The sequence below is a fragment of the Mycobacterium sp. genome, from assembly GCF_050700595.1.
Classification (GTDB): Bacteria; Actinomycetota; Actinomycetes; order Mycobacteriales; family Mycobacteriaceae; genus Mycobacterium.
The window spans coordinates 1-17298 of record NZ_JBOHHI010000023.1 but is presented as its reverse complement, the minus strand read 5'-3'; the positions used below and the strand labels follow the sequence as shown (position 1 = coordinate 17298).

At 66.2% G+C, this 17298-nt stretch carries 19 protein-coding genes and 2 pseudogenes; 9 read left to right on the top strand and 12 right to left on the bottom strand.

The features are described from left to right. The first annotated feature begins 1 nt into the window (after window position 1). Both ACRDTL_RS02000 and ACRDTL_RS01995 read left to right on the top strand, forming a co-directional pair. Complete coding sequence (locus ACRDTL_RS02000) at window positions 2-1270, top strand: amidohydrolase family protein (RefSeq protein WP_431505051.1); 1269 nt, start codon at window positions 2-4, stop codon at window positions 1268-1270. Window positions 1271-1398: 128 nt separating this feature from the next. Next, entirely contained in the window at window positions 1399-2511 is a 1113-nt protein-coding gene (locus ACRDTL_RS01995) for an NDMA-dependent alcohol dehydrogenase (RefSeq protein WP_431505050.1), read from the top strand. Between the two features lie 15 nt (window positions 2512-2526). Here ACRDTL_RS01995 and ACRDTL_RS01990 read toward each other — a convergent pair whose 3' ends face one another. The 5 genes from ACRDTL_RS01990 to ACRDTL_RS01970 are packed head-to-tail and all read right to left on the bottom strand — an operon-like array spanning window position 2527 to window position 6637. Further along, window positions 2527-2931: a hypothetical protein gene (locus ACRDTL_RS01990; protein WP_431505074.1), complete on the bottom strand. Its 405-nt coding sequence runs from the start codon at window positions 2929-2931 to the stop codon at window positions 2527-2529. A 47-nt stretch (window positions 2932-2978) separates the two neighbouring features. After that, entirely contained in the window at window positions 2979-4238 is a 1260-nt protein-coding gene (locus ACRDTL_RS01985; RefSeq protein WP_431505049.1) for a DUF58 domain-containing protein, read from the bottom strand. Between the two features lie 13 nt (window positions 4239-4251). After that, complete coding sequence (locus ACRDTL_RS01980; protein ID WP_431505048.1) at window positions 4252-5220, bottom strand: AAA family ATPase; 969 nt, start codon at window positions 5218-5220, stop codon at window positions 4252-4254. After that, window positions 5217-5699, bottom strand: a complete 483-nt coding sequence (locus ACRDTL_RS01975; protein WP_431505047.1) for a hypothetical protein — start codon at window positions 5697-5699, stop codon at window positions 5217-5219. The genes ACRDTL_RS01980 and ACRDTL_RS01975 overlap by 4 nt, the downstream gene beginning before the upstream one ends. Further along, window positions 5696-6637 (bottom strand): DUF4129 domain-containing protein, encoded by a 942-nt coding sequence (locus ACRDTL_RS01970; protein WP_431505046.1) that lies wholly within the window; start codon window positions 6635-6637, stop codon window positions 5696-5698. Before ACRDTL_RS01970 ends, ACRDTL_RS01975 begins: the two co-directional genes overlap by 4 nt. A gap of 238 nt (window positions 6638-6875) precedes the next feature. On the opposite strand from ACRDTL_RS01970, the gene ACRDTL_RS01965 reads away from it, so the two are divergent. Continuing rightward, the gene (locus ACRDTL_RS01965; RefSeq protein ID WP_431505045.1) at window positions 6876-7133 is read left to right on the top strand and encodes a CopG family transcriptional regulator; all 258 of its coding nucleotides are present in this window, start codon (window positions 6876-6878) and stop codon (window positions 7131-7133) included. Continuing rightward, window positions 7130-7522, top strand: coding sequence for a type II toxin-antitoxin system VapC family toxin (locus ACRDTL_RS01960; RefSeq protein ID WP_431505073.1), 393 nt, complete (start codon window positions 7130-7132; stop codon window positions 7520-7522). Before ACRDTL_RS01965 ends, ACRDTL_RS01960 begins: the two co-directional genes overlap by 4 nt. Window positions 7523-7584: 62 nt before the next feature. Here ACRDTL_RS01960 and ACRDTL_RS01955 read toward each other — a convergent pair whose 3' ends face one another. Beyond that, the gene (locus tag ACRDTL_RS01955) at window positions 7585-8043 is read right to left on the bottom strand and encodes an SRPBCC family protein (protein WP_431505044.1); all 459 of its coding nucleotides are present in this window, start codon (window positions 8041-8043) and stop codon (window positions 7585-7587) included. 22 nt (window positions 8044-8065) lie between these two features. After that, a complete protein-coding gene (locus ACRDTL_RS01950) occupies window positions 8066-8743 on the bottom strand; it encodes a pyridoxamine 5'-phosphate oxidase family protein (RefSeq protein ID WP_431505043.1) in 678 nt (225 codons plus the stop codon). Between the two features lie 39 nt (window positions 8744-8782). Here ACRDTL_RS01950 and ACRDTL_RS01945 point away from each other — a divergent pair, with 39 nt between their 5' ends. Then, window positions 8783-10120 (top strand): aminotransferase class I/II-fold pyridoxal phosphate-dependent enzyme, encoded by a 1338-nt coding sequence (locus ACRDTL_RS01945; protein ID WP_431505042.1) that lies wholly within the window; start codon window positions 8783-8785, stop codon window positions 10118-10120. Between the two features lie 233 nt (window positions 10121-10353). Here the strand turns inward: ACRDTL_RS01945 and tnpB are convergent. Beyond that, window positions 10354-11752, bottom strand: a pseudogene (gene tnpB, locus ACRDTL_RS01940) (IS607 family element RNA-guided endonuclease TnpB). Further along, on the bottom strand, window positions 11752-12318 hold the full coding sequence (locus tag ACRDTL_RS01935) for an IS607 family transposase (protein ID WP_431505041.1): 567 nt from the start codon (window positions 12316-12318) through the stop codon (window positions 11752-11754). Before ACRDTL_RS01935 ends, tnpB begins: the two are co-directional and overlap by 1 nt. A gap of 52 nt (window positions 12319-12370) precedes the next feature. Between ACRDTL_RS01935 and ACRDTL_RS01930 the strand changes: the two genes are divergently transcribed. Beyond that, window positions 12371-12520: a hypothetical protein gene (locus tag ACRDTL_RS01930; protein ID WP_431505040.1), complete on the top strand. Its 150-nt coding sequence runs from the start codon at window positions 12371-12373 to the stop codon at window positions 12518-12520. A gap of 275 nt (window positions 12521-12795) precedes the next feature. Beyond that, window positions 12796-13401 carry a class I SAM-dependent methyltransferase gene (locus tag ACRDTL_RS01925; protein WP_431505039.1) on the top strand — a complete coding sequence of 202 codons (606 nt, stop codon included), beginning with the start codon at window positions 12796-12798 and terminating at the stop codon, window positions 13399-13401. Here the strand turns inward: ACRDTL_RS01925 and ACRDTL_RS01920 are convergent. Genes ACRDTL_RS01920 through ACRDTL_RS01910 form a run of 3 tightly spaced genes read right to left on the bottom strand, consistent with a single transcriptional unit; the run spans window position 13398 to window position 15552 of the window. Further along, window positions 13398-14270: an SDR family NAD(P)-dependent oxidoreductase gene (locus tag ACRDTL_RS01920; protein WP_431505038.1), complete on the bottom strand. Its 873-nt coding sequence runs from the start codon at window positions 14268-14270 to the stop codon at window positions 13398-13400. The two genes, ACRDTL_RS01925 and ACRDTL_RS01920, sit on opposite strands and share 4 nt — an antisense overlap. After that, on the bottom strand, window positions 14267-14944 hold the full coding sequence (locus ACRDTL_RS01915; protein WP_431505037.1) for a PIG-L deacetylase family protein: 678 nt from the start codon (window positions 14942-14944) through the stop codon (window positions 14267-14269). Before ACRDTL_RS01915 ends, ACRDTL_RS01920 begins: the two co-directional genes overlap by 4 nt. 5 nt (window positions 14945-14949) lie before the next feature. Next, a complete protein-coding gene (locus tag ACRDTL_RS01910; RefSeq protein ID WP_431505036.1) occupies window positions 14950-15552 on the bottom strand; it encodes a TetR/AcrR family transcriptional regulator in 603 nt (200 codons plus the stop codon). A gap of 46 nt (window positions 15553-15598) precedes the next feature. Between ACRDTL_RS01910 and ACRDTL_RS01905 the strand changes: the two genes are divergently transcribed. Beyond that, window positions 15599-16732: a phosphotransferase family protein gene (locus tag ACRDTL_RS01905; RefSeq protein ID WP_431505035.1), complete on the top strand. Its 1134-nt coding sequence runs from the start codon at window positions 15599-15601 to the stop codon at window positions 16730-16732. Next, a pseudogene (locus ACRDTL_RS01900) lies at window positions 16732-17298 on the top strand (hypothetical protein); the annotation flags it as partial. The gene ACRDTL_RS01905 and the pseudogene ACRDTL_RS01900, both read left to right, overlap by 1 nt.

The window sequence follows — 17298 nt, the reverse complement described above, 5'->3', positions numbered from 1 at the left end:
GATGAAATCAATCGATGAGCTGGCCGGCAATCTGGGTTTTACCACCGCCAAGACGGGCGCCGGGCGCAGTGTCACGTTTCTGCCCGAGCCGAAACGAGCCGAGCGTCGATACACGGTGATATCAGTCGACGACCACATCGTCGAACCACCGGACACCTTCGGCGGTCGTACCGAACAGAAGTTCGCAGACCGTGCACCCCAAGTTGTGGAAACCGACGATGGTGGCCAGATCTGGATCTATGACGGGCAAGCCCTTCCCAATGTGGGTTTCAACGCGGTGGTCGGGCGCCCGGTGTCCGAGTACGGATTCGAGCCGGCACGATTTGACGAGATGCGCCGGGGTGCATGGGATATCCACGAACGAATCAAAGATATGGATTTGAACGGGGTATACGCGTCGCTGAACTTCCCATCCTTTCTGCCGGGGTTCGCGGGCCAGCGACTACAACAGATGACCAAAGACCGCGACCTTGCCCTGGCGACCGTCAGGGCATGGAACGACTGGCATCTCGAGGTCTGGGCCGGCTCGTACCCGGCTCGGATCATCCCCTGCCAGTTACCCTGGCTGCTGGATCCCCAGCTGGGCGCAAAGATGATCTACGAGAACGCCAACCGCGGATTTCATGCGATCACATTCAGCGAAAACCCGGCGCTGCTGGGATTGCCGACCATTCACTCGGGGTACTGGGATCCGATGGTGGCGGCGTGCGCCGATACCGGCACCGTCGTGAACTTGCACATCGGGTCGTCCGGTTCCGCACCGTCCACTACCGACGACGCGCCCCCGGACGTGCAAGGGGTGCTGTTCTTCGCCTACGCGATATCGGCGGCGGTCGACTGGTTGTACTCCGGCCTGCCAAGCAGGTTCCCAGGACTCAAGATCTGCTTGTCGGAGGGAGGAATCGGCTGGGTCGCGGGCCTGCTCGACCGCCTGGACCATATGCTCAGCTACCACGAGATGTACGGCACGTGGAAAGCGCTCGGTGAGAGCCTCTCTCCCGCAGAGGTTTTCACAAGGAATTTCTGGTTCTGCGCGGTCGAGGACCAATCGTCGTTCGTGCAGCACGAACGGATAGGCGCCGACAACATCATGTTGGAGGCCGACTACCCGCACTGTGACTCGACCTGGCCGCACACCCAACAGACCATTCACGAGCAAATTGGCGGGCTGCCCGACGGCGTCATCGCGAAGATCACCTGGCAGAACGCCTCGCGCCTGTATCGGCATCCGGTGCCCGTCGAGTTACAGACAAACCCCGACGGGTTCTAGTGGCGATCGCCAGCGCGGCGGAGCCGGGCGGCGAGCGGTCGGGCGATCGCGCTGAATCTCAAGCGATGCGTGCCCATCAGTGACACGATCACCTCATCGGGGTCAGACGGTACCAAAGGAGAATGATCATGAAAATCAAAGCGGCCGTCATGCGCGAGCCTCGTCAACCATTCGAGGTCACCGAACTGGATCTCGACGGGCCCAGGGAAGGCGAGGTGCTGGTCAAGTTCAGCGCGGCGGGGCTGTGCCACTCCGACCTGCATCTGTCCAGCCCCGACATACCAGTGCGGTATCCGATTGTGGGCGGCCACGAGGGGGCCGGGATCATCGAGGACGTCGGCCCGGGGGTGACCAAGGTCAAGCCCGGCGATCACGTGGTGTGCTCCTTCATCCCGAACTGTGGGACCTGCCGGTACTGTTCGACCGGGCGGCAGGGCTTGTGTGATCTGGGCGCGACGATCCTGGAAGGCTGCCTGCCCGACGGTAGCTTCCGGCGCCACGCCGGCGGTGTCGACTACGGCGCAATATGCATGCTGGGCACCTTCGCCGAACGGGCAACGGTCTCGCAGCACTCGGTGATCAAGGTCGATGACTGGCTGCCCCTGGAGACCGCCGCCCTGGTCGGCTGCGGTGTGCCCACCGGGTGGGCGTCGGCGAACTATGCCGGTGGGGTACGGGCCGGCGACACCGTGGTCATCTACGGCATTGGCGGGGTCGGAATCAACGCGGTGCAGGGCGCCGTGCATGCGGGCGCCAAATATGTGGTTGTGGTGGACCCGGTCGCGTTCAAACGCGACACCGCAACCAAGTTCGGCGCCACCCACGCGTTCGCCACAGCCGAAGAAGCCGCACCCACAATCACCGAGCTGACCTGGGGTCAGATGGCCGATCAGGCGATAGTCACCGTCGGCGAAGTCCACGAAGACGTGGTCAGCGCGGCGTTCAGTGCCATCGGCAAGGGCGGCACCGTGGTCGTCGTCGGGTTGACCGGCAATTTCGCCGAGCACGCGGTGCACGTCTCCGCCGATGAGCTGGTGCTGTTCGGCAAGACGATCAAGGGCACCTTGTTCGGGTCGGCCAACCCGCAATACGACATCGTGCGGCTGCTGCGGCTCTACGACGCCGGCCAACTCAAACTCGATGAACTGATCACCCGCCGCTACACCCTCGACCAAGTCAACGAGGGCTACCAGGATCTACAGGACGGCAAAATCATCCGCGGCGTCATCACCTACAGTTGACAGCAAGGTCTGGCTTTAGGACTTTCGCTCACCCAGGAACGGCCACGTCGCGAGCAGGTAGATGGCGACCACCGCCAGCGGCGCGGCCAACGGCAGCCAGGGAGCCTGAAGCGGAAACGCTGTGGCGACCAAACCGGCGAACGTAAAGCTCACGGCCCCAACCACGGTGGGCAGGCTGAGGGTATCCGGCCCGGCGTGGGTCGACGCACTATGACGCAGCACCAAGTAGACGGCAGCGGACAGCCCGGAGACCGCGGCCAACGTGGCTGCGGGACCCGACAGCACAATCACCGATACGGTGAGCAGCAGGGCAAGCGTGGCGGCCAGGCGAAAGATCATGCCGGCCATCACCGCAACGACGGCCAGCATTGTCGCTGCCCGTCCGGGACCCTGCGATCCGGTCCCGGCAGCGGCCACCATCAGCAGCCCGCAGACCGTGGACACCACGCGGGTCACCCAAAGTGAAATCACGAACGTCGTCCCGTCATTCGGCGGTCGGGCATCACGCGCATCGACTGGTCCAGTGTGCGATCCGCCTGCCAGGCCAGCACGTCGACGCCGATGGTGGCCATGTCGCGATACATGGCTGACCTCTGCAACGCCCACATCCGCGCGATCAACCGATCCTGCTGAGCCTCGAGCGGAGAGCCTTGCAGGACATCCACCGCCATCACGACGTGGCCACGTTTGCGCAAGTCGATCAGCGCCAGCGCGAACTCGGTGTCCAGCAGCGTGGAAAATGCGACGACGATCGCACCTGGCGGAACGGCTGCGCGCGGCGCCAGTGTCCCGGTGGTGGTTTCGAATGCCGGTTCTGGACTGCCGGCACCGAGCACCGTGTCGAGCACCCGATAGAACTGCCGCTGCCCGATGTCAGCGCCCAGCCACCGGGGCTGGCGACCGCCGAGCGCGACGATGCCGGCCCGATCACCGCGGCGCAGCGCCGTCTGCACCACCTGCGCCGCACCCCGCACCGTCCGTTCGGTGGCTTCCGTCGCCGGACCCGAGGGCTGCGGATAGGTGTCGATGAGCACCACCACATCGGCGGCGCGGTCGGTCAAGCGTTCGGTCACATGCAGGCTGCCGCGCCGGGCGCTCACCGACCAGTTGATGGCGCGCAACTGGTCACCGGGAACATAGGCCCGAATATCGGCGAACTCGACACCGCTGCCGATGTGCCGGGTGAGATGGGTGCCCAACCGATCGAGCAGCTCGGTCTGCGGAATTGCCGTCGATTGTGGTGGGGCCGTCGGAAACACCGTGATCTCAGCGGCGTCGACCGTTCCCGTTCCGGTCAGTAACCCGCCGTGTGCGACGACATCGACCGTGGCCCGGATGGGATAACGGCCCCAACGCTCGGCTGTAGCGGCGATGGTGTATCGGTGAGCAGAAGTCCGGTCAAGAAAGTCCAGCCGCATCCCGTCAACCGCCGACAGTCCCAGCTTCATTGCGACGCCGCGGTTTTCCGCAGTGGCCCACAGGGCCAGTTGCGTCTGCTCGCCTTCAAAGCACCGTTGCACACCCGGCTCTGCGTGCACGTTCACCTTCGGTAGGGGTCGCTGCCAGCTGATCGAACACAACACGCCGATCAGCGGCGCGGCGAACGCGATCAGCTGCCATCGGGACCCGATCAGCGCAGCGACCAGCGCTACTCCGGCAGCGGTGGCTATCGCCCGCGTCAACGCTGACGCGCGCCAATGCAGGACGACTTCACGGGTTTCGATCACGCCGCTACGCCGCTCACTGACCGCCTCCATGCGCCCGCGGAACCGGCAAGCGCCGCAACAGCTCCTCGATGACGTCAGATCCCTGGATTTTGCGCACCCACATCTCCGGGCGCAGGGTGATCCGATGCGCCACGGCAGGAGTGGCCAGCGCCTTGACGTCTTCGGGGATCACATAATCACGGCCAAGGAGCAGGGCGCGGGCACGGGCGAGCTGGACGAGGTCGAGCTCCGCCCGTGGACTGACGCCCACCGCGACCTGCGGATGATGCCGGGTCGCCGCGGCCAGTGAGACCACGTAGTGCAGGACGTCTTCGTGGACGCTGACCTGCTCCACCGATTCGCGCATGGCCAGCAGGTCGTGGGCGTCGACGACTTGGTTCACCGTCGGCTCGGTAGATCCCCGGTCCAGCCGGCGGCGCAGCATGGAAGTCTCGTCGCGCTCGGAGAGATAGCGAATTTCGAGCCGGATCGCGAACCGGTCGAGCTGGGCCTCCGGCAGCGGGTAAGTACCTTCGTACTCGATTGGATTGTCGGTGGCCAACACGATGAAAGGTGTTGGGAGTCGGTGTGTTTCGCCGTCGATGCTCACCTGGCTCTCACCCATCGCCTCAAGCAGCGCCGCTTGGGTTTTGGGCGGCGTCCGGTTGATCTCATCGGCGAGCAGCAGGTTGGTGAAGATCGGCCCGGGACGGAACTCGAAGCGTCCGGATTGCATGTCGTAGATGGTTGAGCCGAGTAAATCCGCCGGCAGCAGATCCGGTGTGAATTGCGCACGTGTGAACCCGAGTCCGAGCGCGGCCGCGAAGGATCGGGCGATCAGCGTCTTGCCCAGGCCGGGCAGATCCTCGATGAGCACATGCCCGCGCGCGAGCACGGTGGTGAGGATCAACGTGAGCGCGGACCGCTTTCCGACCACGACACGTTCGATTTCGTCGAGTACTGCCTCGCAGCGGGCCGTGGTGGCCTCAGCCGGCATCGTCATACCTGCTCCAACCGTTCCAGAATCTGCTCAAGAGCCGTCCGCCCCGGCCCGGGCTCACGTCCACCGGTTTGCGCGACATTGTTCGGATCCACCCACGCCCATAATTGCGAGCCGAAGAGCATTCGCCCGGTCGCGGAGAACGCCACCGGGTCTTTGGCCTGTCTTTGGCCCGTGGTTATTTCGAACCGGCGCGCAAGAACCGGTCGCAGGTGACGGTCCCAGTCCGATCGGGTGGATTCCGACCAGTGGATCAGCGTCTCGGTTCGAGACAGCCAGCTGCGCAGCGAATCCTCCAGGGGGTTCTGGGTCGCGGCCGGCGCCGATTCGTCGTCATGGCCGACGAACCGGCGAACGCTGAATAACGCGGACGCCGCTGCCGCACCTGATGCCCACAACACGAAGCGGCGGTCGTGCAGCGACAACGCGGCCAGTTCTGCGCTGAGAACGATAAGAACGCTCAGGACCACAAGCTTTTTCATACGACGCTCCGCAACTCGGCGAGGACCAGCTGCAGCACACCCACCGCGATCTCACGATGCTCCTCGGTCATCACGTGCGAACTGAACCGCGCTTCGGTGAACAGTTTGACCAGCCGGGCAGCGTTGTCCGCATGCAGCGCGCGGTGCTCGACGGCACGGGCCAGCACCTCGGTTGGGGTGTCGAAGTCCTGGGGGGCGGCCTCGGGAATATGCGCCAACTCGCGCTCCATCGCCGCGTAGCAGGCGATGATCGCCGCCCGTGGCTCGCGGCTGAGATCCCCGATCTCGGCCAGCCCGACTTCCGCCGCGCGCGCCAGGGTTTCGGAGGTGCCCGCGGGCCTCGACGGGGTGGACGGTTCGGCTGCGGTGATGCGCGGGATTGCGTTGCGGCGTCTGCGCATAGCGGTAACGATGCCGACGACAATCAGCACAAGCAGCCCCACCGAGATAGCGATGAGATAGCCCAGCACGTCCCGGTTCCCGCCCGAGTCGCGCGGCTCTGGTGGTGGGCTGGTGCCGGTTCCCGGTGGCGGCGTCGTGGGTGCGGTCCCGCCCGGCGGCTGGCCGATCTCGTGCGGCACGATGAAGTGCGCCAGCAGCCACACCAGCAGCAGCCACGCGACGAGCACACCCGCTGCGACCAGCAACACTCGCCAGCCCGGCCGGCCCACGCCGCCACCAAATCTGCGTTCGGGCAGGCCAGCGGCGGCGGGCGCCCTGCGCGGATCGCGCAACCGGGCTATGACGGCTATGCCGACGATCACCAGCGAGATGCTGAGCAGCGCCACAACGTACACCAGCGACGCCGAACTGCGAGGCGGTTCCTGTCGCGCCGCACGCGCAACCCCGGGCAGATAGCCGCGCAAACATGCACCAATAACGACCAAGAGCACGAGCACGGCGACCACGCGGCCTGTCGCCTTGTCGATCACGGGCATGGCACACCATTCGACCGGTTGCCTGCCGCCGGCGCGGCATTTCGTTTGCTCATCCTGGCACGTGGGCCTCCCGCGCCGCTACCGCAGCGATTCGATACGGCTGGCGAGCATTGCCGTCCACTCCGCGATGTATTCCTCGTCGGGCATGGCTCCGCGCGGCTGGCCGAGAAAGCGTGCAGGGCCAGGTCAGCCGCGTTAGAGCAAACGCAAGCTAATCTGATGATGTATGTTGTGATGTATGAAGCGCACCAACATCTACCTCGCCGAGGAGCAGACGGCAAGCCTCGACACGTTGGCGCAACAACAAGGCGTGTCGCGCGCGGAACTCATCCGCCAACTGCTGAACCGTGCCCTCACGAGTGCCGACGATAATCTGGCATCGGACTTCATCGCGATCGACAATTCGTTCGGTGCTCTTCGCGACGTCGAGGAGCCGGTACGCCGCCCGGGCGGCCGTGAGGAGCACCTCGCTCGAACGTGGCGCAAATCTTCATGATCCTTGTCGACTCCGATGTGCTGATCGCACATTTACGGGGTATCGCCGCCGCCCGCGATTGGCTTATCAGCGCCCGGAAGAACGGACCCCTCACAATCAGTGTGGTATCGATCGCCGAACTCATCGGCGGCATGCGGAGCGTCGAGCGACGCGAAGTGTGGCGGCTGCTCACAGCTTTTCGCGTGGAGCCGGCAACCGAAATAATCGCTCGCCGTGCCGGTGACATGATGCGTCGGTATCGTCGCAGCCACAATAGGATCGGACTTGGCGACTATCTCATCGCTGCAACTGCCGACGTGCAGGGGCTGCAACTGGCAACCCTTAACGTGGGGCATTTCCCTATGTTCGAGCATTTGCAACCACCGTTTGCGGTGACGACAAGGCAGTGACCGGACCTGTGACGCTTCGTTTCTCGGCCCGATGGGACTACAGACCCAACCCCTTCGCGCGATCAGCCGCGCTCGGCGATCTCGGCGAGCCGATCCAGCGATGCCCGTAGCCTGTCCGCTGTCGTGCGACGGGCGCGTGGGATGCGGTTCTGGTCGGTCAATCGTGACCAGTCGTAGGTGTGCGTCACCCTGGTATGGGTGTCGTCCACGGGTTCGAGCTCCCAGCGCCACAGGTGCCCCGGCGGTCGTCGACCCGGCTCGGACGGACGCCAGGCGATGCGACGGGCCTCGTCGAACTCCACGACGTGGTTTTCGCGGATGCTGCCGAGCGTGAGTTTCATGATGAACACATCACCGACGCTCGTGACACGTTGCCCCGCTGCAGCTTCGGCGAGATTGTCGTTGCCGTCCCATCGCGGTTGTTGTGCTGGGTCAGCGATCAGCTCGAAGATTCGTTGCGCTGCTGCGGCGATGTCGCGGCTCGCGCTCACCACTTGAGGAACGTCGGTGTCGTCGACCACGGGTTAATTGAAGCATCACCCGTCAAGGCCTGCGGTAGGCCCGGAGATAATCCGGCGGCGGGATGGCCGGGTCAAGGTCGTCGGCCGACACCGGACTTCCGGTCGCGAGACCCAGCGGCACGACACCGGCCCAGTGCGGCAACGCGACGTCCTCGGCGTCATCGACCGGTCCGCCGCCACGCACCTTGGCGGAGACTTCGACGAGATCGAGCGCCAGCACTGCGGTTGCGGCCAATTCGCGCGAATTCGGTGGTCTGCTGTCGGCGGCCCGCCCGGGTGCCACGTGGTCGAGAAGTGCTGCAAGAGCGCGCCGCTTCCCCGCCGGGTCCTGGACAAGGTGCGCAGTACCCAGCACGACGACCGACCGGTAGTTCAGCGAATGGTGCATGGCCGCGCGGGCCAGCACCAGACCGTCGACCAGGGTTACCGTGACGCAGACGGGCAGGCCCGAGCGTGACACGGCAAGCATCGGACCGCTGCCCGTGGACCCGTGCAGAAACAAGGTCTCGCCCACCCGGGCATGTGTCGTCGGCAGCACCACCGGGCGACCGGCATTGAGGTAGCCCAGGTGACAGATCAGCGCTTCATCGAGGATCTGGTGCACGGTTGCGCGATCGTAGCGGGCACGTTCGCGGTGGCGGGTGGGCGTGCTGCCTACTGTTGCCGGGTAGGCCTGCGGTGGGCTCGCCGGTGCATACAACGGTTGCCTCCAGATTTGTAATAGTACATACTTTAATACGTGCCAGTGCAATACACCATACAGGGCGCGGGCGCCGAGGCGATAGCAACCGACGTCGAGGAGGCCATCTCGGCGGGGGCGCTGGCACCCGGCGCCGAACTGCCCCCGATTCGACAGCTCGCCGGTCGACTCGGCGTCAACCCCAACACTGTCGCCGCCGCATACCGGCTGCTGCGCGATCGCGGAGCGGTCGAGACCGCCGGTCGGCGCGGCACGCGGGTGCGGGATCGGCCGGCGACCACACCGCGATCCCTGCGCGGGCTGGCCATCCCCGAAGGGGTGCGCGACCTCTCGACCGGCAACCCGGATCCGGCTCTGCTGCCGATCGGCCGCGCGCGGCTTCCACATACCGGTTCGCGGCAGCGGCGCGCCCCGCTGCTGTATGGGGAACCCGCCATGTCACCCGAGCTGGCCGAGCACGCCCGGATGTCTTTGACCGCCGAGGGTGTTCCGGCTGAGCACCTCGCTGCGACCGCCGGGGCCCTCGATGGCACCGAGCGCGTGCTCACTGCCCACCTACGGCCCGGTGACCGGGTGGCGGTCGAAGACCCCGGGTGGGCGAATCTCCTGGACTTGCTTGCCGCGCTGGGGCTTTCGACCGAGCCGGTACGGGTCGACGATGACGGGCCGGTGGCCGCTGATGTGGCCCGGGCGCTGCACCGCGGCGTGCGGGCGGTGGTGGTGACCGCTCGCGCCCAAAATCCGACCGGCGCGGCGATCTCCGCTGAGCGGGCAGCCGACCTGCGCCGGCTGATGGCTGACCGTGCCGACGAGCTGCTGCTGGTCGAAGACGACCACTGCGCCGGTATCGCCGGGGCACCGCTGCACACCTTGACCGCGTCGACGCACCACTGGGCGTTCGTGCGGTCGGCGTCCAAGGCGTACGGTCCCGACCTGAGGCTGGCAGTCCTCGCCGGCGACCGCCGCACGGTCGAGCGGGTGCACGGCCGGCTGCGGCTCGGCCCGGGCTGGGTTAGCCACCTGCTCCAGGAATTGGCTCTCAGCTTGTGGCGCGACACTGCGGCAACGCGCCTGGTACACAAGGCCGAAGCCACCTACGCTCGCAACCGCGGGCTGCTGCAGTCGGCGCTGGCCGACCGCGGCGTGACCGCCCACGGTCGATCCGGCCTCAACGTCTGGATTCCGGTGCCCGACGAAACAATGGTGATCACCCGGCTGTTGGGTGCAGGGTGGGCGGCCGCCCCGGGGACCCGATTCAGGATCAGCACGCCGCCGGGAATTCGGATCACCATTTCGGATCTCGCCGCTGCCGAGGTCGATTCGCTCGCCGACGCAGTCGCCGATGCGGTACATGCTGTCGGGCGGGCCAGCGTCTAACCGGCTGCTTATTCAGCTGCACCGGCAGCTCCGCACTCGAAGTGGTAAGCGGTTGCCAGTCAGCGGCTAGGGCCACCCTATGACGACGACACCGATGCCGACCCGTTCACGGTTCGTGGTCGGGGTCCTGATCGCCTTCGGGGTTTACTCGACCTTCTCGGGTTGTTCATGCTGCCGGCGCGCGCCGGGCACCTTCTACGACACCGTTGCCGTTGAGTGTGTTTGAGTTGCACTCATGTGGCGTCCCCTTGCGGGGTTGGGGTTTGGGCCTCTCCGCATCCGGCCCCGCGTGGGCGGGGTCTTACAGACGCTCCGCCGGCACCGGTTGATCCGGCGTCGGTGCCATGGCCTGTACCAACCACGGGTGTGGTTGGCCCGGGTACCGATGGGGCCGTGGTCCCGACTGGACCACGACTGGCGTAATCCGGCCAGTCACGGAGATTCAAAGCAGCGTTGTGATCACGGTCGACGACTTCACCTGTCTGCGGGCAGATGAGGTGTTTGTCGATGCGGCCTTTACCTTGCAGACGGCACGGGGAGCCGTCTTCGGTGGTGCAGCCGTGATGGATCTGGCTGGACGGGAACCAGCGTATGACCATGCGATCCGGGGATACGGCGGGAAAGTTCACGACCAGCCCTACGCCTGGCGGCAAATGTCGCCTTAAGCGGGGCTGGATTCTCATACTCGACAATCGTTTCCACGCCGGTAGTGGGGTCGATTGTGGCGACGGTGGCCAGCGTGCGCACGCCCAGATCCACCCCAGCGCGCACCGCCGCCCACATCGGCGTGCTTACGGTATCTGGGGTGCGTAGTGCGTAGCCGACTGAGACGAACAACCGGCCCCACCGCTGGGACAGGGTCATGTTCAGGATGCGGGCGCGCCCCGATGCGACATGGCGTTGCACGCGGTGGGTGTTCTCCTTGGCCCGCAGGGCGCCGATGACCGGCACCGTAATGGTGCGGCGGTCATCCTCTACCCGCATGGCGCCGGTCGTGAACCGCACCCGGCCCGGATCGCGTCGCGCCGATTGGAACTGCGGGAAACCCACCCGCCGGCCTTTACGGGTGCCGTTCTTGCTGGCGCTCCAGTTATTCAGTGCCCGGGCAAGATCGGCCAAACCCGCCGAGTAGCACTCCTTGCTGTTGGTGGCCCACCACGGCGCCACCTCCTCCTTAGCGCGGTTCCACGCTTTTCGCAGCGACCCGAGATCCCAGCCCACCGACTCATGTTCCGGATCAGCCGATTTCGCGTCGAGGTCAGCTTTCACCCGGTCCAGGCCCCAGTTAAACGCTTTGCGGCGGGCACCGAAATGCGACCGCACCAACCCGGCTCGATCCTCATCACAGGGCCATTCGACCTCGAACTTCGCCGCGGTGACTAGCCACCCGGTGGGCAGTTTCGCACCCAACTTCCCACTACCGGAATAACCCTCGGCGTCCCCGTCGAACAGCTCAAACAGCACCGACACCGACTCCACCGCCGCCCGATGCGTCTCGAAATCCGCCCCCACATCCACATACCGCGACAACGCCACCCCGCCATCAGGCTTCGGCGTGCCCGGCAGCTGCGCACCGCCGGTCAGCTCCGCTACCTTCGCGGCCTGCCCGCGGGTGCGCAGCGCCACAATCATCAGGCCGCCCCCGGCTCACGCTTGATCGCCGTCACCGCACGCATCGCCCGGCTTCGGGCACCCCGGCGCCCATACAACCGCGCGCACATCGACGTCAACACCTCGATCATGTCGCGCACCAGATCATCAGTGGTCTCACCGGGATCAGCGACCACAATCCTGCGGCCCTGCGCCGACAACGCCGCCTCCAGATGCTCCACCCCGAAGCGCGCCAGCCGGTCGCGATGCTCCACAACGATCACCCTCGCATCAGGGTCCGACAAAATGCGCCGCAGCTTGGGCCGCTTACCGTTCAAGCCGGAACCGACCTCGCATACCACCTGGCCCACCTCCAGGTCACACCCAGTGGCCCACGCGGTCAGGCGGGCCACCTGCCGATCCAGATCCGAGCGCTGATCATGGCTGCACACCCGCGCATACACCACCACCGTTGCCGCCGAGCCCGATGGCGAACCAGCCGTCTTGACCAGGATCAACCGGCCAACCCGCTCCGCGGGCACCGGCAATGTCCCCTCACGAAACCAGCGATAAGCGGTATGCCGATTCACACCAACCGAGGCGAGCACAGCAACACCGAGGGAATCGTGCTGCGATACGGCATCTTCTATCGGTCCGGGCGTGCCGCATAGCGAGATGATGGCCCGCTTCGCAAAGTGGTGGGCGCTACCGGTGCCCAGCGGAAACGGTGTGTTGTCGTGGGTGGAGATCAGCGATGTCGCCCGCGCGACTGCCGCAGCACTCGACCACGGCCGCGGCGGACAGATTTAGAGCATCGTCGACGACCAACCACGGTCTTTCGGCGACTACGCACGCGATCTCGCTGCCCGTACGAAGCGGCCACCGCCGTTGACGATCCCGAACGGACTGATCGGACTCGTCGCCCCCTACGTCGCCGCAGCTTTCGGGCAGGCCTGGCTACCGCTATCCAACGCCAAGGCCAAACGGGAGCTCGGTTGGACGCCCGTGACTCCAGCGGGGATCCCGTGATCGGCGATCGTTGGAATGTGATCGACGTGGAGGTCGGTCGACACTACCCTGACTCTGTGCCGTCATATCGGGACGTCGCCGCGTTCGACGATCGTGCCGCCGGATACGACCGCGGCTGGCGGGGCAGGCTGCATCACGAGATCGCCAACCGCACCGCCGCTCTCGCTGTGGCCACCGCTCCCGCTCCCCACCGTCTGCTCGACGTGGGCTGCGGGACAGGTTATCTGCTCCGAGAGCTGGCCGGCCGTTACCCCACTGCAGAACGACTTGCCGGTATCGATGCTGCTCCGCACATGGCCAGCGCCGCAACCGCTTCGGCAACCGACGATCGGCTCACGTTTGCTCACGGGGTGGCAGAACACCTCGACTACTCCGACGAGACGTTCGACCTCATCGTCAGCACGACGTCGTTCGATCATTGGTCCGATCAGCAAGCCGGACTTGCTGAATGCGCCCGGGCACTACGCCCGGGCGGCAGCCTGGTGCTCGTCGACCAGTTCTCCCGGTGGCTGACGCCGACGCTGCTCACCACCCGCCGAGGCAAAGCTCGCACCCGGCGCCGGGCCACTCGGCTTTTACTGCGGGCCGGCTTTTGCTCCCCGCGGTGGCATCGGTTGTACACACCGATCATCAACGCGGTGACCGCGACCAAGCCGGCTTAGCGGCGATCGTCTGGCCGGAAGCTGCCGTCGAGTACCTGCAAATGACCGATTGTGCGCCCGGTGACCTCGCCTGCGTCTACCAACGCCAGTTCCACCGCTGCCTTCGCGAATTCCTCGGCCGAGGACACCTCGTCGAACTCGCGAGCGTAGTACGAAAGTCCCGGTGTCAGTATCGGTTTGGACGGTGACAGCGCGTTCACCGCGATGTTGTGGCCCTGCAGATCAAAGGCCGCACACCAGGTCAGGTGCTCCAGCGCTGCCTTGGCTCCGCCGTAACCGGGCAGCACGCCGCCACTGCGGTCGGCGTACGGCCCGTCGCCGGGCAGCCGCGACGCGACCGAGGTGATGTTGATGATCGAGCCGAAACCCGCCGCGATCATGTCGGGGCAGGTGAGTTGCATCAGCTCGTAGGCGGCGAACACCGAGATCTCGAAGTGCCGCCGATACGCGGCCAGCGGTGTGCCCAGCAGCGGCGGCCAGCCCAGTTTGGCCGCGCCCGACGCTGATTTGGCCGACTTGGCACGCGCGTCGTCACCGGGTTTGGGTGGCCGGCCGGGTGCGGTGAACGCCGCATTGTTGACCAGAATCGTGATGGGGCCCAGAGCATCTCGAGTCTCGGTGACCAGCCGGACGATGTCGTCGCGGTCGAGAAGGTCGGCGCGGATGGGCACCGCCCGCCCGCCGGCCGCCTCGATGTCGGCGACGGTCTCGCCGATGGTGCCGGGCAGTCGCTCGTCCCAAACCTGTTCGGTGCGCCCGGCCACGGCCACCGCCGCGCCCTCGGCGGCGAGCGCCAGCGCGATCACCCGGCCAAGCCCGCGACTGGCGCCGGTGACGATTGCCGCCCGGCCGTCAAGTGCTGTCGTCATCGCGCCGCGCTCCGTTCACAGATGAATCCCGCTACCCTGCCCCCGGACTCCGTGGGCGTTGTCATGTCGATCACCTGCTGAGCCTGCTCGCGCACCGAGGTATGCGGGTCAAGCACCGAAAGGTACTTTTCGTGGGCGGCCAGCGCGTCGACCGCGACATCGATGTAAAGGTCCACCGCCTCGACATGGGTGGGCTCGGGTCCGCCTTGAAACAGCCAGCGGGGCGGGTCGGACAGTTCGTCGTAGGCCGCGGTGACCGCAGCCGCGAACTCAATGTGATCGCGCTGATTCGGCGCGCCCGGCGCAAACTGTGGCCCACCATAAATCGTCACCACCACATCGGGAACGACCTCGCCGATCACCGACGCGATCTGGGCGCGCAGCTCAGGTGTGTTGCGGATATTGCTGTCCGGAAAGTCCCAGAAGTCGACGTCTACCACTCCGACGATCGCCGCCGCCCGGCGTTGCTCGGCCTCCCGCACTGGCCCGGCCTCCGCTGGCGACATGCCCGCGATACCGGCCTGACCGCGGCAGGCCAGCGCGTAGCGCACCGTTTTGCCCGCCGCCGTCCATTTCGCCACCGCGGCGGCCATGCCGTATTCGGGGTCGTCGGGGTGCGGGACCAGGACCAGCGCGCTGCGCCAGTCCTCCGGAAACGAGTGCGGTTCGGGCATGGCTGTTATGACATCACGCCGTGCACGACGATCGCGGCGGTCTGATCCACCCAGGCGTCGTCGAGTGCTTCATCCGGACGCAACAGCAGCCGTAGCAAGGTCGCTCCCCCGATCAACTCGATCAACCGGTCCGGGTCGACATCCGGGTGCACCCCGCCGCGGTCGATGGCCGCACGCAACCGCAATCGCACGGCGGCGAACAGATCCGCGAAGCGCGACATCACCCGGGCGTTGAGCTTCCAGTCGGCGGTCATGTCGGCGACCAGCCCCGGTAGCGCGGCGCGCACCACCGGACTGGTGAACACGTCGCGGGTGGCCGCGATCATCGCCCGCACATCGGCGGCCATGTCGCCGGCCGGTCGAACCAGCGCGGTGGGCGCCACCGGGAACGCGGCCTCGTGCACCAGCTCGGCCTTGCTCGACCAGCGGCGGTACAGCGCCGTCTTCGTCGTCCCGGCGCGTTCGGCGACCGCGGCCAGAGTGAGGTTGGAATAGCCGATTTGTACCAGCAGCTCCGCGGTCGCCGACAATATGGCAGCGTCGATACGCGGATCCCGGGGCCGGCCGGCGCCGGGGGCCTTGTCAACCGAAGACGGGTCTGCTTTCATAACGCTACCTAACGTATCGTAATTGCCTCACGAAAAGGAGGCGTCTGTGGCCACCGAACCCGCTGTCACCGACATCGGCCGACTGCAACGCTCCAGCCGGGACATCACCACCTTGCCGGCGGTGATGTCGCGATGGCTCTCCACCGTTCTGCCCGGCGGGGTGACACCGCAGGTGACCGTGGAAAGCGGCATCGACGCCACCGGGATGTCGTCGGAGACGATCATCCTGACCGGCCGCTGGGACGACGGCGGCAACCCGGTCGAGCAGCGCTGGGTGGCGCGGGTCGCTCCCACCGCCGAGGACGTGCCGGTGTTCCCGTCGTACCGCCTCGACCACCAATTCGAGGTGATGCGCCGGGTCGGCGAACTCACCGACGTGTCCGTGCCGCCGGTGCGCTGGATCGAGACCACCGGCGAGGTGCTGGGCAAGCCGTTCTTTTTGATGGACCACGTCGAGGGCGTCGTACCGCCCGACCTCATGCCGTACACCTTCGGCAACAACTGGTTCGCCGATGCGCCCGCCGAACGCCAGCGCGAACTGCAGGACGCCACGATCGAGGTGCTGGCCAAGTTGCACTCGATTCCTGATGCGGAAAAGACATTTGGTTTCCTGTCCGAGGGGCAGGCCGGGGGCACCGCGCTGCGCCGGCATTTCGGGTGGGTGCGGTCCTGGTACGACTTCGCGGTCCCCGATATCGGCCGCTCCCCGCTGCTGGAACGCACCTTCGACTGGCTGGAGGCGCACTGGCCGCACGAAGCGGACGCCAGCCGGCCGGTGCTGTGTTGGGGCGATGCCCGGGTGGGCAACGTGCTCTACCGCGACTTCAAACCGGTGGCGGTGCTGGACTGGGAGATGGTGACATTGGGGCCGCGCGAACTCGACGTGGCGTGGGCCATCTTCGCGCACATGGTGTTTCAGGAACTCGCCGGCCTGGCGACACTGCCGGGGCTGCCCGGCGTGATGCGCGAGGACGACGTGCGCGCCACGTACCACGAGCTCACCGGCGTGGAACTCGGTGATCTGCAGTGGTTTTACGTGTATTCGGGCGTGATGTGGGCGTGCGTGTTCATGCGGACCGGCGCGCGCCGGGTGCACTTCGGCGAGCTGGAGAAGCCCGACGACGTCGGATCGCTGTTCTACCATGCCGTATTGCTGAAAAGACTTATAGGAGAAGATTGATGCTCGGACCGCTCGACGAGTTCCCGGTACATCAGCTGCCGCAGCCGATCGCCTGGCCGGGATCGTCGGACCGCAATTTCTACGACCGCGCCTACCTCAACGCCCACGACCGCACCGGCGACATCTTCCTGATCACCGGCATCGGCTATTACCCCAACCTCGGCGTCAAAGACGCGTTCGTGCTGATCCGCCGCGGCGATGTCCAGACCGCGGTGCACCTGTCCGACGCCATCGACCAGGACCGGCTGAACCAGCACGTCGGCGGATACCGGATCGAGGTCAGTGAGCCGCTGCACAAGCTGCGGGTGATCCTCGAAGAAACCGAGGGCATTGCCGTCGACTTGTCCTGGGACGGGCTGTTCGACGTGGTGCAGGAGCAGCCGCACGTATTGCGGTCCGGCAATCGGGTGACGCTGAACGCGCAGCGCTTCGCTCAGCTGGGCGCCTGGCGCGGGCGAATCATGCTCGACGGCAAGGAGATCGCCGTCGACCCGGCGACCTGGATCGGCAGTCGTGACCGATCTTGGGGTATCCGGCCGGTCGGCGAACCCGAATCGGGGGGGGGG